The organism is Pseudoalteromonas sp. NZS71, assembly GCF_015864715.1.
GTDB lineage: Bacteria > Pseudomonadota > Gammaproteobacteria > Enterobacterales > Alteromonadaceae > Pseudoalteromonas > Pseudoalteromonas arctica.
In genome coordinates, this window is record NZ_JADYWS010000015.1 from 1 (window position 1) to 12,645 (window position 12,645).

14 protein-coding genes and 1 pseudogene are annotated in these 12,645 nt (G+C 37.3%); 10 read left to right on the forward strand and 5 right to left on the reverse strand.

All coding sequences use genetic code 11. The features are described 5' to 3' along the window. Positions 1-117: 117 nt before the first annotated feature. The 7 genes from I6E85_RS11170 (at position 118) to I6E85_RS11200 (ending at position 4,654) form a co-directional block, all read left to right on the forward strand. Positions 118-465, forward strand: coding sequence for a mercuric transporter MerT family protein (locus I6E85_RS11170; RefSeq protein WP_024591203.1), 348 nt, complete (start codon positions 118-120; stop codon positions 463-465). 50 nt (positions 466-515) lie between these two features. Next, positions 516-791 (forward strand): mercury resistance system periplasmic binding protein MerP, encoded by a 276-nt coding sequence (gene merP / locus I6E85_RS11175; RefSeq protein ID WP_024591204.1) that lies wholly within the window; start codon positions 516-518, stop codon positions 789-791. A 9-nt stretch (positions 792-800) separates the two neighbouring features. Next, the gene (merC, locus tag I6E85_RS11180) at positions 801-1,220 is read left to right on the forward strand and encodes an organomercurial transporter MerC (protein ID WP_024591205.1); all 420 of its coding nucleotides are present in this window, start codon (positions 801-803) and stop codon (positions 1,218-1,220) included. Between the two features lie 38 nt (positions 1,221-1,258). Then, positions 1,259-2,872 carry a mercury(II) reductase gene (gene merA / locus I6E85_RS11185; protein WP_024591206.1) on the forward strand — a complete coding sequence of 538 codons (1,614 nt, stop codon included), beginning with the start codon at positions 1,259-1,261 and terminating at the stop codon, positions 2,870-2,872. 39 nt (positions 2,873-2,911) lie between these two features. Then, entirely contained in the window at positions 2,912-3,280 is a 369-nt protein-coding gene (locus I6E85_RS21215; protein ID WP_024608233.1) for a YHS domain-containing protein, read from the forward strand. A gap of 172 nt (positions 3,281-3,452) precedes the next feature. Beyond that, positions 3,453-3,902, forward strand: coding sequence for a MerR family transcriptional regulator (locus I6E85_RS11195; RefSeq protein WP_024591207.1), 450 nt, complete (start codon positions 3,453-3,455; stop codon positions 3,900-3,902). A 176-nt stretch (positions 3,903-4,078) separates the two neighbouring features. Continuing rightward, the gene (locus tag I6E85_RS11200; RefSeq protein WP_024591208.1) at positions 4,079-4,654 is read left to right on the forward strand and encodes a recombinase family protein; all 576 of its coding nucleotides are present in this window, start codon (positions 4,079-4,081) and stop codon (positions 4,652-4,654) included. Here I6E85_RS11200 and I6E85_RS20995 read toward each other — a convergent pair. The 3 genes and pseudogenes from I6E85_RS20995 to I6E85_RS11220 form a co-directional block, all read right to left on the reverse strand. Beyond that, positions 4,651-6,595: pseudogene (locus I6E85_RS20995) on the reverse strand (putative bifunctional diguanylate cyclase/phosphodiesterase). The gene I6E85_RS11200 and the pseudogene I6E85_RS20995 sit on opposite strands and share 4 nt — an antisense overlap. Before the next feature lie 531 nt (positions 6,596-7,126). Further along, the gene (locus tag I6E85_RS11215; RefSeq protein WP_024591212.1) at positions 7,127-7,552 is read right to left on the reverse strand and encodes an OmpA family protein; all 426 of its coding nucleotides are present in this window, start codon (positions 7,550-7,552) and stop codon (positions 7,127-7,129) included. A gap of 11 nt (positions 7,553-7,563) precedes the next feature. After that, positions 7,564-7,980 (reverse strand): protein-disulfide reductase DsbD domain-containing protein, encoded by a 417-nt coding sequence (locus I6E85_RS11220; protein WP_024591213.1) that lies wholly within the window; start codon positions 7,978-7,980, stop codon positions 7,564-7,566. A 440-nt stretch (positions 7,981-8,420) separates the two neighbouring features. On the opposite strand from I6E85_RS11220, the gene I6E85_RS11225 reads away from it, so the two are divergent. Further along, positions 8,421-9,431: a DNA replication terminus site-binding protein gene (locus I6E85_RS11225; RefSeq protein WP_024591214.1), complete on the forward strand. Its 1,011-nt coding sequence runs from the start codon at positions 8,421-8,423 to the stop codon at positions 9,429-9,431. A gap of 33 nt (positions 9,432-9,464) precedes the next feature. Here I6E85_RS11225 and I6E85_RS11230 read toward each other — a convergent pair whose 3' ends face one another. Then, positions 9,465-10,097, reverse strand: coding sequence for a hypothetical protein (locus I6E85_RS11230; RefSeq protein ID WP_024591215.1), 633 nt, complete (start codon positions 10,095-10,097; stop codon positions 9,465-9,467). Between the two features lie 374 nt (positions 10,098-10,471). Here I6E85_RS11230 and I6E85_RS11235 point away from each other — a divergent pair, with 374 nt between their 5' ends. Both I6E85_RS11235 and I6E85_RS11240 read left to right on the forward strand, forming a co-directional pair. Then, on the forward strand, positions 10,472-10,855 hold the full coding sequence (locus I6E85_RS11235; RefSeq protein ID WP_024591216.1) for a hypothetical protein: 384 nt from the start codon (positions 10,472-10,474) through the stop codon (positions 10,853-10,855). After that, a complete protein-coding gene (locus I6E85_RS11240; RefSeq protein WP_024591217.1) occupies positions 10,848-11,513 on the forward strand; it encodes an EAL domain-containing protein in 666 nt (221 codons plus the stop codon). The genes I6E85_RS11235 and I6E85_RS11240 overlap by 8 nt, the downstream gene beginning before the upstream one ends. A 122-nt stretch (positions 11,514-11,635) precedes the next feature. Here the strand turns inward: I6E85_RS11240 and I6E85_RS11245 are convergent, their stop codons facing one another. After that, a complete protein-coding gene (locus I6E85_RS11245; protein ID WP_024591218.1) occupies positions 11,636-12,598 on the reverse strand; it encodes a hypothetical protein in 963 nt (320 codons plus the stop codon). Positions 12,599-12,645: the final 47 nt, after the last annotated feature.

The window sequence follows — 12,645 nt, forward strand, 5'->3', positions numbered from 1 at the left end:
TGAGCAGCCTGATAACCTTGAGGCGCTGTTACCTTGGAACATTAAGAAAGGCTAGGTGTCGTTAGCTAGACGCTTACCATGAATTACATTAATACCATAATTTAACGAGGTATCCATATGAATCAGAAAACATCAAACCTTCCAATGATAGGCGGCATTTTAGCTGCCATAGGCGCAGGGGTATGTTGTGTCGGCCCTCTCGTGTTATTGCTACTTGGCATAAGCGGCTCTTGGATAGGTAATTTAACCGCATTTGAACCCTACAGACCCGTATTTGTTCTGTTTGTGGTGTTGTTATTTAGTTACTCAGGCTGGAAGATTTACCGTCCTGTAGAAGAATGTAAACCTGATACGGCATGTGCGGTACCAGCAACACAACAGCGACGTAAAGTTATCTTTTGGCTTAGTGCATTAACTGCGCTTATTTTGGTCACTAGCAATTACTGGATACTTTGGTTCGCTTAACTTTTTATCAAAAAATTTACTTTTACACTACTTAAAATTTGGGATCACCTATGAAAAAATTATTATTAAGCTGTTTACTTTCTCTTTCAACCATCAGTGCTTTTGCTGAAACTCAAACGGTTACGCTTGACGTACCCACGATGAATTGTGCTACATGCCCAATAACGGTTAAGCATTCACTAAAAAATGTCGAGGGTGTTGAAAAAGCCGAAGTCACTTACGGAACCAAATTAGCCGTGGTTTCTTATGATGATGCCAAAACCAACGTTGATGCCTTAATAGAAGCAACAACCAATGCGGGTTATCCGTCTACATTGAAAAAATAGAGGTGAGCTATGTTTAATCCTTTAAAGCTTTTAACACGCATTGGCGATAAAACAGGATCTTTAGGCGCAGTTGTTTCAGCAATGGGGTGTGCCATGTGCTTCCCTGCTATTGCCAACATTGCAGCGGCATTAGGTATGGGGTTTTTAGGCCAATGGGAAGGATTATTCATCAATACTTTATTTCCATTATTTGCCTCATTAGCCTTAGCAATGAATCTTTTAGGTTGGCTTAGTCATCGCCAGTGGCACCGTAGTTTACTCGGTTCAATCGGCCCGATTTTAGTTTTATTGTCCTTATACCCTTGGTTTGAATATGAATGGAGTTCATACGCTACTTATGCAGGGCTAGGGTTAATGGTTGCGGTTTCAATATGGGATATGGTTTCTCCTGCAAGTCGTCGCTGTGATGATGAAACGTGCCCTGCATAACCATTACTTTTTAACTTATAAAAATTGGAAATATTTAAATGTTCACTTTATCTATTAAAGGTATGACTTGTAGCAGTTGCACTAATCACATTAATGAAGCTGTTGAAGCAATCCAAGGCGTAACATGTATTGACGTTTCATATGATAATGCTACAGCCAAAATCGAGACAGAAAATGACAACAACCGTTGTGAAATTATTGATGCAATAGAAGCACTTGGCTATACCGTAGCTGAACTAGATTTACATAAAACCAAACAATTACATGTTGCGATTATTGGTAGTGGCTCAGGTGCTTTTGCTAGTGCTATTAAGGCGGCAGAAGGTGGGGCTAGAGTAACCATTATCGAAGGTGCAGAGGTCATTGGTGGTTGTTGCGTCAATGTCGGTTGTGTCCCCTCAAAAATACTTATTCGTGCTGCGCAATTAGCACATCAACAACGAGAAAACCCATTTGATGGACTTGAAAACAATAATCCTCAAATAAACCGTTCTCTGCTAGCACATCAACAAACAGCGCGTGTTGATGAATTACGTGGGGCTAAATACATCAGTATTTTAGAGTCAAACCCTGCATTGACCTTATTAAAAGGGTTTGCGCGTTTCAAAAATGAAAATACATTACTTGTCAAAAAAGAGGATGGCTCAGAAGAAGAACTTATTGCTGATCGCATTTTAATTGCAACAGGCTCTACACCGACTATTCCACCAATTAATGGTTTAACCGATACCCCGTATTGGACATCTACAGAAGCGCTATTTGCTCAAGAACTACCTGAGAGTTTACTTGTCATTGGTTCATCCGTTATCGCGTTAGAAATAGCCCAAGCTTATGCGCGTTTAGGTAGTAAGGTTACGGTATTAGCACGCCATACGTTGTTATATGCAGAAGATCCATTATTAGGTCAAAAGCTTACTGAATGCTTTGAAAAAGAAGGTATTCGCGTATTAAATAACACACAAGCGAGAAGCGTTAGCCATGATGGACACTCATTCTCATTAGACACTAATGAGGGGGTTTTAAACGCTGACAAGTTACTCATTTCTACGGGTCGTCATGCAAATACCGAGCAGCTTGGTTTAGAGGAGGTGGGTGTTGAAACACAAAGAAATGGCGCTATTGTTGTTAATGATAAAATGGAAACATCAACGGCTAATATTTATGCCGCTGGTGATTGCTCTAACATGCCCCAGTTTGTTTATGTAGCAGCCGCAGCAGGCAGTCGGGCTGGTATTAATATGACAGGTGGTGACGCTAGGCTTGATTTATCAACCATGCCAGCGGTTATTTTTACAGATCCACAAGTAGCAACAGTGGGATTAACGGAAGAGGAAGCCATAACAGGGGGATTTGATGTTATTAGCCGTGTGTTAGATATGGAGAACGTACCGAGAGCATTAGCAAATTTTGAAACAGATGGGTTTATTAAACTTGTCGCTGACAAAGCAACAGGTAAAATTCTTGGCGCACAAATACTCGCTCATGAAGGTGGCGAATTAATACAAAGCGCTGTTCTCGCTATTCATAATAATATGACGGTAGATGACCTTGCAGGGCAATTATTCCCTTATTTAACGATGGTTGAGGGTTTAAAACTATGTGCGCAAACTTTTAGCAAAGATGTTAAAGATTTATCGTGCTGCGCGGGTTAAACCATTATTTTTTTAAACAACTAATAGGAGATATCCACGATGATTTGCTCAACCTGTGGCTGTTCGCTAATCAGATTAGGGATCAATATTTCGCAAGCACCAAAGATAGAGTACAAATCTGTTGAATATTTTTTTTGTTGTCAGGGGTGTTTAGCCATTTTTCAAAAAAAACCAGATAAATATCTGAGGGAAACATTGGATATAAAAGTTTGCCCTACGTGTTTGGCAGAAAAACCAGTGGCGCTAACCGTACCTTTTAAGTTTAACGACCATGAATTGCACTTTTGTCGCTGTCCTTATTGTTTAGATACATTCCAAAAAGATTCTCAGTATTATATCGACAGAATGTCAGGAAAAACAGACTTCGAAGGACTGTTTTTCAATGACGAAAATGCGTGTTGTCATTGATGAAATAACGTCACTATAATATGTCGAATACTCCTTTGTAATTTATTGTTTTTAGGTGGTAACTATTTGTTTTTTTAGTTACCACTTCTTTAAGGTCTAAAGGCTTATCAATAAGTTACATATTTATTGCTATAAAATTTAGTATCAATATTTTTTCAAATAAGGAACGATAATGAACAGCCAAAAAATTGAAAATATCCCTATTGAATATGCCTCTTTTCTAAATAAAATTCCCGACTTTAATGGCTTTATCCAAGCAGACGATGAATTATTGGACTTTCCATTGAGTATTTCTCAATTAGCGAAAGCCGCTCAAACCACCGTCCACACTGTCAGAAATTATGTGCTTGAAAACTTATTACATTGCAATGAGCAAACCAAATCAGGCTATGGTCGTTATGATTTATGTGCATTGAAACGTCTTAGGTTTATCAGAGCTTCAAGAGCAGCAGGTCTTCTTCTTGTTGATATTAAGCCATTATTAATGGCAATTAATGCTGACAAGCATAATATTCCAGACGAAACACTTAATTTACTTAATATTAAGATCCAACATAAGATAACTTATTTGGAGTTAGTTACTAAGCAAATTGAGGCGATTGAACAATTAAGTCAAGTTTAGGTATTTATAATCAGCTCGACAAGAGACTATGAATATAGATAGTTAAATAAGACATCAACATGTACTTTATCTCATAACATAGTAGACAGTTTGATATACCCTATATTAATCGTCTACTAAATCGTTTACATTACCTAAATAGACAACAATTCTACTTATCGATTTAATAGACGCTTATGAGAAAATTTGGATACGCACGAGTATCAACTAGCCAACAATCACTAAAACTCCAAAAACAAGCTCTAGAAGCTGAAGGTGCTAAACCATCAAGAATATTTTCTGATGTTGGTAGCAGATCTAATATGGATAGAGAGGGTTTGAATCTTTTACGAGTAAAGGTAGAAGAAGGTGATCTTGTTTTAGTTACTCGATTAGATCGCTTGGGTAGTGATACTGCCGATATGATTAAATTAATAAAAGAGTTTGATAAAGCTGGTATTGCCATTCGCTTTATTAAAGAAGGTTTAAGTACTGAAGGAACAATGGGGAAAATGGTTGTTACTATTCTAAGTGCTGTTGCTGATGCCGAACGTGAACGTATATTAGAACGCACAAATGAAGGTCGGATTGACGCTATGGCAAATGGTGTTGCTTTTGGTCGAAAACGTTCTGTTGATCGGGTTAAGTTACTTGAACTTCATAAAGGTAAAATGGGAGCCACTGATATAGCCAAGGAATTAGGAATAGGAAGATCTACAGTTTATAAAATTCTAAATGAAGATAAGCCTAAAAAAGTTAATGTTTCATCCTAATGCCGATTTCGAGGGGATGGGCACAAAACCCCTAATAATAGCGGTTTTGAATAGTAATAGCCCTGAAACAAATCACAACCACAGTCTATAAGGCACTGCTTTTGCTCACCAGTTTCAATGCCCTCTGCAAGTAACGTCAAGTTTAGATTTTTACCAATTGAAATAATGTTTTGCACCATTTTCAACGATTGAACATCATGCATAATATCGTCCACAAAGCTCTTATCAATTTTCAACTCGTCTATGGGTAATGTGCGAAGCAAATTTAAAGACGAATAACCCGTACCAAAATCATCAAGTGAAATACAAATGCCTTCATCACGAAGCTGGTTAAGTATCGGGAGCACTTTATTAATATCATCGATAAAAAGACTTTCAGTGATCTCAATAGTAATTCGCTTTGGGTCAATATTGTGGCGGTTAATGGACTGTTTAAGCATCGTAATAAAATCAATGTGGGAAAATTGTTGAGCCGAAATATTGATTGCTATTTGAAAGGTTAAATTTAAGCTTTTTTGCAATGCACTCATTTCTTTCAATAATATAATTACCAATTTTTGGCATTAGGCCACAATATTCAGCAATGGCGATAAATTTATCAGGGGGTACAAAGCCCAACTTTTTATCTTCCCACCTTACAAGTGCTTCAACGCCGTATAGGGTATTATTTGCATCCACTTGCGGTTGATAAACCATGTAAAAGCACTCAAGCTCAGCAGCTACACGTAAGCGCTCTTCTATTTCCAAACGATCCATATAAGTTTGGGCCATGCTGAAGGTGAATACATTAAACGTATTGCCTTCTTTTTTCGCATTATACATCGCGATATTGGCAGAACGTAAAAGCAGGGTTAATGTTTTACCATGTTCAGGTGCTTTCGCAATGCCTATGCTACAACCAAGGCGTAACTCACTTTCACCAATCTGAAAGGGTAACATCATTGCTTTAATGATAATTGATGCGTTGCGGCGAAGCTCGGTCGTATGTATGTCAGGTGTTAAAAGAATAAATTCATCACCCGCATAGCGAATAAGGAGTTCATCTTTTTTTTCAAATTTTTTAAGTCGTGCCGTTACCTCTTGCAGAATGCGATCGCCCGCCAAATGGCCATATCTGTCGTTGATTAATCTAAAGTGATCAACATTAATTAACATCATGGAAAATGTTTTCTTCGTGCATTTAAACCAGTCAGACAAGTGGTTGTTAAAGTAATGTCTGTTAGGCAATGACGTCAGTTCATCATGGTGAGCTTGGTGGAGTAAATCATGATCTCTTTGTCGCTGCTTAGCGGCCAGTAAGCGAATTATATATAGTGCAGCTAAATTAATGGCGATTAACAGAGAAAACTGAATTAAAAAAGGCGAAATTAAGAGGGTTAAAATGTCACTTTTCAATATTATAGACTTGATCCATAAACCATAGGTATCAAGTCGTGCGATGACAACTTGAGCCCGTTCGTTGTAAAAAAGATACGGCTTGAATGTATCTTTTGTGTAGGGGTATTGCCTAGCAATCACATCAACTAATGGAATGGGTTTACCCATTCGCTCAGAGAAGATAAAAGGTTTATTTGTGTACGCACTGGAATAATCAAGGTGAGTCGAAATAAATTGGCGATACCCATCATCACGCAACATTGTGAGCGTATTATAGGCGGCATAATGCTGATGATTGTTAAACAAGCGCGCGCCATCTATTTTTAGTCCAATAACAATCAACGCAATAGGCTCACCGGCGTCAGTGCGTAATGTTTTACGTAACGGTATAAGAAGTTGTCCGTCTATTCGATATGTTCGCCCAAGTACCACACGGTCACTATTTAAAGCGTTAATAAATCCATCGCGTGTTTCATCATAGTCTAATAAATTAAAGAGAGGGTCTAGCTTAATGCGCGGTCTCACTAATTTAGGTTGACCATTTAGATTTGAAATGCCAAGCATCGCTATATCTAGGTTTGACTCTATAAGGTGATCGAACTCTTCTGTAACCCTGTCGCTATCAATGAGCTCTTGGCCATCAACAATAGACTGTTCAAGAAACGATAAAACTAATTCTTGGGTGCTAAGTAATGAGTCAACGCTGCTGGCAAAACGATTAACCGTCGAAATTTGGCGTTCTTCATGAATTTTTTTTCATTATCCCACTGACACCAAATAGCAGCGGAAAAAATAATAGATGTTACCCCTGCTATAAATAAAAACCCTAGAGGTAAGCGTTTGATTATTGCCATCACGGTTCCTTAAGAACACTTATACACATTGGAAATACTGACTTAAAACAGGTGCTAACCAATAAGAAAATAGTAGTGATTTAAATTCGTGCGGAATATAACACAACGCTCAGAATAACCCTCTATAAGTAGTGTGTTAGAAAATATAATTAATGATTAAGCATGAATAAATAATACCTTAAATGTTTCACTAACCAGACAAATGAAGCCCCACAGAGTGGGGTTCGCAGGCACAGTGCAATTAATAGCTTAAATGAACTGTACGCGCGTATGGCTTTAAGTGACTATTTGCTTTTGAAACAGAGCTTACTTTTATTTGCGATTGTAAAACCCCGCGCTCGAGTAAATAGTTTTCTATAAAAGTAGCGCGTGACATTCCAAGCTTGAAATTGTAATTAAAGGACCCCGAATCATCACCGGCGCCTTGCAATAAAACAAAATGACTAGGATTAGCGGTTAAGTGGGCAATGTGTGGCGCGAGTTGTTTAGCCATAGTCTTAACATTGATTGGTTCCGCTGCATCAAATTCGAATTCGACAAAATGAAAGGTGGGTTTATAAGGTTTGGTTGCTACTTTAACCACACTTTTTTGTTCTTCTACGACAATCGTGTTTGAACAGGCTGAGGCTAATATAGCCAAAGATATAATAGAGAGACTTTTAAACATGTTCAGTTGTCCTATAAGTTAATTTCAACAGTAACGGGTGGGTAACACAGGCCTGCTTCAGCACAACCGCGATAAGAAACACTAAACGTAGTCTGTTTAAGGGCTGATTTAGCGAAGTGTGCTGCAGCATGCGTTTTAATAATCATAGTGGTACCGAAATATTCATCATGGGTTGAAACGGGCGTACTGGTAAATTGAAGTGCGTCTTCAGAGATTTCATTTACTTTAATGGTGTCTTGATAAAGATAATAACCAGGAGCAACATCCCACGTTAGTTTAACGTCAGTATCTGTTAAGTCATATGAGAGTATGAACGCCTGTTCGTGGTGTAAAAAGGTTGGTTTTTCAGTTGGTAAAGCCGTATCTATATTTAGGCTGGCGCTGGTGGCCAACATAATAAGCGATGCGGAGAGAATAGAGGTAAGCATGTAAACTCCAATAAGCATTTAATTAGTGTATAGGTGAATAGTAAAGGGATTAACACAGAAGCTAAAAAAATAGAGATACCAAAAAGGGGGGCTGTAAAATTTAAAGTCGTTGAGTAGGAAGAGTAAACTAGTGTTACAAATTAAGGGAATGAAATTGAATGGTTCTATATATATGACTACAACATACATGTTATTGACAGACAAGGTGAAACAGCTTTACCCTTCGGGTAGCTGTTTATTTCATATATCTTTCCCTTTCCTGATACGCCACTAATGCCACGCTCCAAAGAAAAAAAAAGAAAATAATAATAAATAAAAAGAAAATAAACACGCTATCAGGGTAAGCCAAGCTAAATATTATACAAAAATGTGTCAGAGCGCGTATTAGGTGGTATATAATATGTGCATGTTGTAGTCATTATTGGACAGTAAGAGGCACTATGGAACAACTAATCAAAACAACGCGGGGCGATTTTAAGTTTCAATACAATGAAGTGCTTAATGCTGTAGATGCTCTAACCTGCGCACTTAAAGAAAATACTGACTCTATTGGTGCAGATATATTCGTCCTACCTACCATCACTGAAGACATAGCCAAAACTCGAAGCTTGGTACAGTCTCGCATTCGTTTGAAATTCAATGATGAACATCAACAAGCTCTTTTAGATGCACCGTTTGATGTTATTCACCAAACCGGCATTGAGGCTATCCGTAAGACGATTACGCATATCGGTAAGTTTCGCGCACAACACAATGAATCAACTCGCTATTCAATCAAATTACCGGGCCTGATCAATATCCAATGCGACTTTGCGTATATGCAAAGGTTGGCCACTTTATTTGATAGCCTCAATGCAGAGAAGGTGAAACTCAAAGGTGTTATTCACCGCTTGGCTAAATCAGTTGATCAACGATTTGAAATTGTTCACGACGCAGAACCTGGGCTCATATTTCCAATGGCAACACGAACACACCCTGTCTTTATTCAAAAGGATATTTTGAGTGCGCGTTTTTCATGGGAACATAAGTCACAAATTAAAACGCTAACTAAGCAGCAGGTGATTGAGAAAATAGACCGCTCTTTGGCGTATGCACCTAACCATGGCAATAGTACAGATTCGCGAGCAGGCTTTGAGCTTCACATTCAAGAAGAGCGTAAGCTTATCAGTCATTTCACAAGTAACACGCTATTTAACATAACTAGGAAAGCACCTGCAACGCCGATTTTGAAATTGCGCTTCAACGAGCCTAAAAACCCGAATAATAGCGGTACGGAAATGACCCTCAGAAAAGATTTACACGCGCATTCGCCTGTTTTCTTAATTAACTGTGTTGATACGTTTAAATTTAAACCGTTGGGAGATTATGCTGGTAGAAAAGAGGTGGTTAGCAAAGTAGAGCCATTAATACCGCGTCTACACATTTACTTGAAAGAAAAAAATCAGCAGTAAAGCAATTGTGCTTTACTGCTATTACAAATATGTTTACTCCAGTCCATAAAAATCTTTCCATGTTGTGAACTGAGTATAATAATAATCAGGCGCACTCGGTAACTCTGCTGGTCTATGGCCTTGCCTTGAAAGCCAACGCCAATCATAAGCGTTTTTTAAACCATGCTCTACACGGACGCTTTTTGCCAAGGCTTTTGCTTCATCCCATTCTAAAAAACGGGACGCTTTAGGCGCAAGAAACAGATCCCAGCCTTCAAAATCCTTGTAGTAAGCCTGTGGAGAGCTAGGGAAAGAACCCGGTAACTTATCTTCCTTCACAACCTTTTTCCACTGACGTATCGAGGTTACGTTGTATTTTCGCACCAATTGCTTTAGATCTTCATAAGACATTACATCGCGTTCATCTGTGTTTATTTTTTTTGGCTGTTCTTCAGCCTGTATTTCTTCACTTAGTCTTTGCCCGAGTTTAAGAAGCTCTTTAAAGTTGCTGATCTCTTTAAAATACATCATTGGATTAGAGGGAATATCTGCTGGACGACCTTGCAATCCATTAAACTGGCCGTTACACAACTTTTGAAAATCTGTTGCAGAACGAATACCCATCTGAAAAAGCTTTACTGCAGCTTCCTCTAACCCTAGTTTAGATATTGAGTTTGTCGATGGCATTATTTATATACCTTAAATTATATTAACTTACGTCTAGTCATGCATTTTCGCAATTTTTAATGCACTCAAACTTAATAATAAGCGATTTAACGAATAAAATCTAACAAGCACTGTAATGTTTTTTCATGTAATCAAATTAACTCACTGAAATATAATAATAGTTCTCATTACATCAAACCTTAAATCTTTTGAATCCAAAAATTAAAGATTAAATGAAGAATTTGACTTCGATAAACTTCTCTCTTAGATCAACCATAGCTATCTTAAAGCAAAAATTGTTTTTAGCCGAAACTTACAGAGCCTATTTTACCCATGTGTAAAATTTCATGACTCAAATACCCTGTTTTATAATATTGAAAATTTAAGGAGTAATTATGAACAGAACTTATTATTTATTTTCGATATCACCACCTGTGCGAGCTATACTTATCATTTTAATGAGTATAGGCGTATTGTGGCCATTAATGATGCTCCACTACTTCTCAGGCTATCAAGATACGCCACCTAATGACCTTGCTATACCAACTTTTCTTTCATTGATTGTGCTATTAGTGCGAATGAAGGTATCAAATACGTCACTATCACTGACTATTTTCGGTTTAACGTTCCATCATATTGACGCGTTTATTGTGACAACCAGGCAAGAGGGTAAGCTGCATCGTATCTTTATAAAGGACAAAAAGAATGAAACACTAAAATCTACATTCTTTTTACTTAATCATATTCCTGTGGAGCTGGTGGAATACATTAATGAATAATGTCAGCTACTACTCTCAGTCAATCGTGGGCTTACAATCAGGTAAAGTGCTTGCATGTGAATTATTAATACGTCGTCAGTTGACTGTCGTTCAGAATAGCAAGCCATTTTCATCGAATTTTTTTATTGATAACTTGGTCGAATTAACAAATCTGAAAATAACTGCCGTAAAAAAAATAGCTGAACAGCGTAATGTATGGGTTTTCATGAATTTTTCCCGTTGTGAGATTGCTAACATTTCTTTTAATCTTTGCAGTAACCAGCTATCAAAGTTATTAGCTCACACACAAATAGTAATAGAAGTGACTGAGTGTGAAGCCAAACACAATGAAGTTATATTTGAGAAGAATTTAGCTAATTTGAAAAAGCATGGATTTCAAATTGCTATCGATGATTACGGGGTAGGGTTATCTAATATTGAATCGTTAAATTCTATAAACCCAGATTTTGTAAAATTGGATATATCGTTAATACAAAAAGCGACAACATCAAAAGCTAACGCTATTAAATTCTATCGCTTAGTCGATTTAATTAGAAACAGAGGGCATAAAGTAGTTATTGAAGGGATTGAAACAAAGGAGCAGTTATTGATTGCAAAGAAAACTAGAGCTGAACTTGCCCAAGGTTACTTGTATCATCATCCCGAAATAATAGTGTAGATCAGTATTTTACTAACAAGTTATTTGAATTGAAATTCATACCGATTTAGCCTGTTAAACGTACATTAAACAGGCTAAACATCTTCGCCTAGGCATTTTTATAAGCAAACCAGATCATAAATTTACCAACGAACCTTGTTATCTTCCTTGTAACTAATCACAACTATTTTTCTTAGCTCGTTAACAGGATCATTCATTATTCTCGTTAATTCTTCAGCACCATAGTATTTTTTTGGATATATAATTACAATTTCACCATCCTTATAGTCCGAAGCATATGCATACCATTTTTTCTTATATGAAAGATCTAATTGATTAAATATCGGCTCGTCTATGCAGGTATTGCTAGATATTTTGTTAGTTGAACTTGTATTTTGAAAGAAAAATGCATTTACAAGCGCCATACAGCTCTTTGAGAGCTTTTTATAAAACTTACTCCCGTACTTAATAACCAACCCTTTATCGTCTACATCAATAGCTATGGGCTCCAATGAATTGAAATAAGGGGTGATGTACTTATTTAAAACATAACTTTCATAATCAATCTGTAATAATGATTTCACCCGCATTGAATCTTCATAACTATTACGCATATACAAAACGTTATAAACCGTGTCCAACATCCCCATTTCACTACTTGCAGCGGTAAAATCGTATTCTGAGTTAACCTTTAAAACTTTATCCAAGTTTTCATATGCTTTTCGTAACTGTTTTTTTAAAGCGTCATTCTTCAGAAGGCTACCGAATACATGCTCACTTATATCCGTATTTTGAGTGACTTCTAGCTTACTGGTTAAAGTCTCAGCCTCGTTATCCCAATATTCGTTCAACACTGTAATATTTAAAGCGGCTGCTGATAAAGCGGTAACTTCTCTGCTGTATTCACCGATCGAGTTTATTTTTTCACTGCCGGAAACTAATACTGGTACATTTTTGGCCGAATACCAGCGAGCTTCCAACTTTACCTTTTCTCTAACCTGATGCTCAGTAAGGCCGATAGTTGAAACACTCACTTCAATTTGCTTTGCTGTTGCGTTGAAATGAATTAAACCAAGTAGAGCGACTGCAAACGTATATTTATTCATAACCAAAGCCTATCTTTAAAATTTTTAACATAATAGCAATTTTGACA

What these genes read in the sequence shown, in the direction of transcription:
- I6E85_RS11215 (WP_024591212.1), bottom strand. Translation starts at nt 7,552, where the DNA reads ATGTTTAAAAGTCTCTCTATTATATCTTTGGCTATATTAGCCTCAGCC.
- I6E85_RS11170 (WP_024591203.1), top strand. Translation starts at nt 118, where the DNA reads ATGAATCAGAAAACATCAAACCTTCCAATGATAGGCGGCATTTTAGCT.
- I6E85_RS11195 (WP_024591207.1), top strand. Translation starts at nt 3,453, where the DNA reads ATGAACAGCCAAAAAATTGAAAATATCCCTATTGAATATGCCTCTTTT.
- I6E85_RS11220 (WP_024591213.1), bottom strand. Translation starts at nt 7,980, where the DNA reads ATGCTTACCTCTATTCTCTCCGCATCGCTTATTATGTTGGCCACCAGC.
- I6E85_RS11235 (WP_024591216.1), top strand. Translation starts at nt 10,472, where the DNA reads ATGAACAGAACTTATTATTTATTTTCGATATCACCACCTGTGCGAGCT.
- merA (WP_024591206.1), top strand. Translation starts at nt 1,259, where the DNA reads ATGTTCACTTTATCTATTAAAGGTATGACTTGTAGCAGTTGCACTAAT.
- merP (WP_024591204.1), top strand. Translation starts at nt 516, where the DNA reads ATGAAAAAATTATTATTAAGCTGTTTACTTTCTCTTTCAACCATCAGT.
- I6E85_RS11200 (WP_024591208.1), top strand. Translation starts at nt 4,079, where the DNA reads ATGAGAAAATTTGGATACGCACGAGTATCAACTAGCCAACAATCACTA.
- I6E85_RS11230 (WP_024591215.1), bottom strand. Translation starts at nt 10,097, where the DNA reads ATGCCATCGACAAACTCAATATCTAAACTAGGGTTAGAGGAAGCTGCA.
- I6E85_RS11225 (WP_024591214.1), top strand. Translation starts at nt 8,421, where the DNA reads ATGGAACAACTAATCAAAACAACGCGGGGCGATTTTAAGTTTCAATAC.
- I6E85_RS11240 (WP_024591217.1), top strand. Translation starts at nt 10,848, where the DNA reads ATGAATAATGTCAGCTACTACTCTCAGTCAATCGTGGGCTTACAATCA.
- I6E85_RS11245 (WP_024591218.1), bottom strand. Translation starts at nt 12,598, where the DNA reads ATGAATAAATATACGTTTGCAGTCGCTCTACTTGGTTTAATTCATTTC.
- merC (WP_024591205.1), top strand. Translation starts at nt 801, where the DNA reads ATGTTTAATCCTTTAAAGCTTTTAACACGCATTGGCGATAAAACAGGA.
- I6E85_RS21215 (WP_024608233.1), top strand. Translation starts at nt 2,912, where the DNA reads ATGATTTGCTCAACCTGTGGCTGTTCGCTAATCAGATTAGGGATCAAT.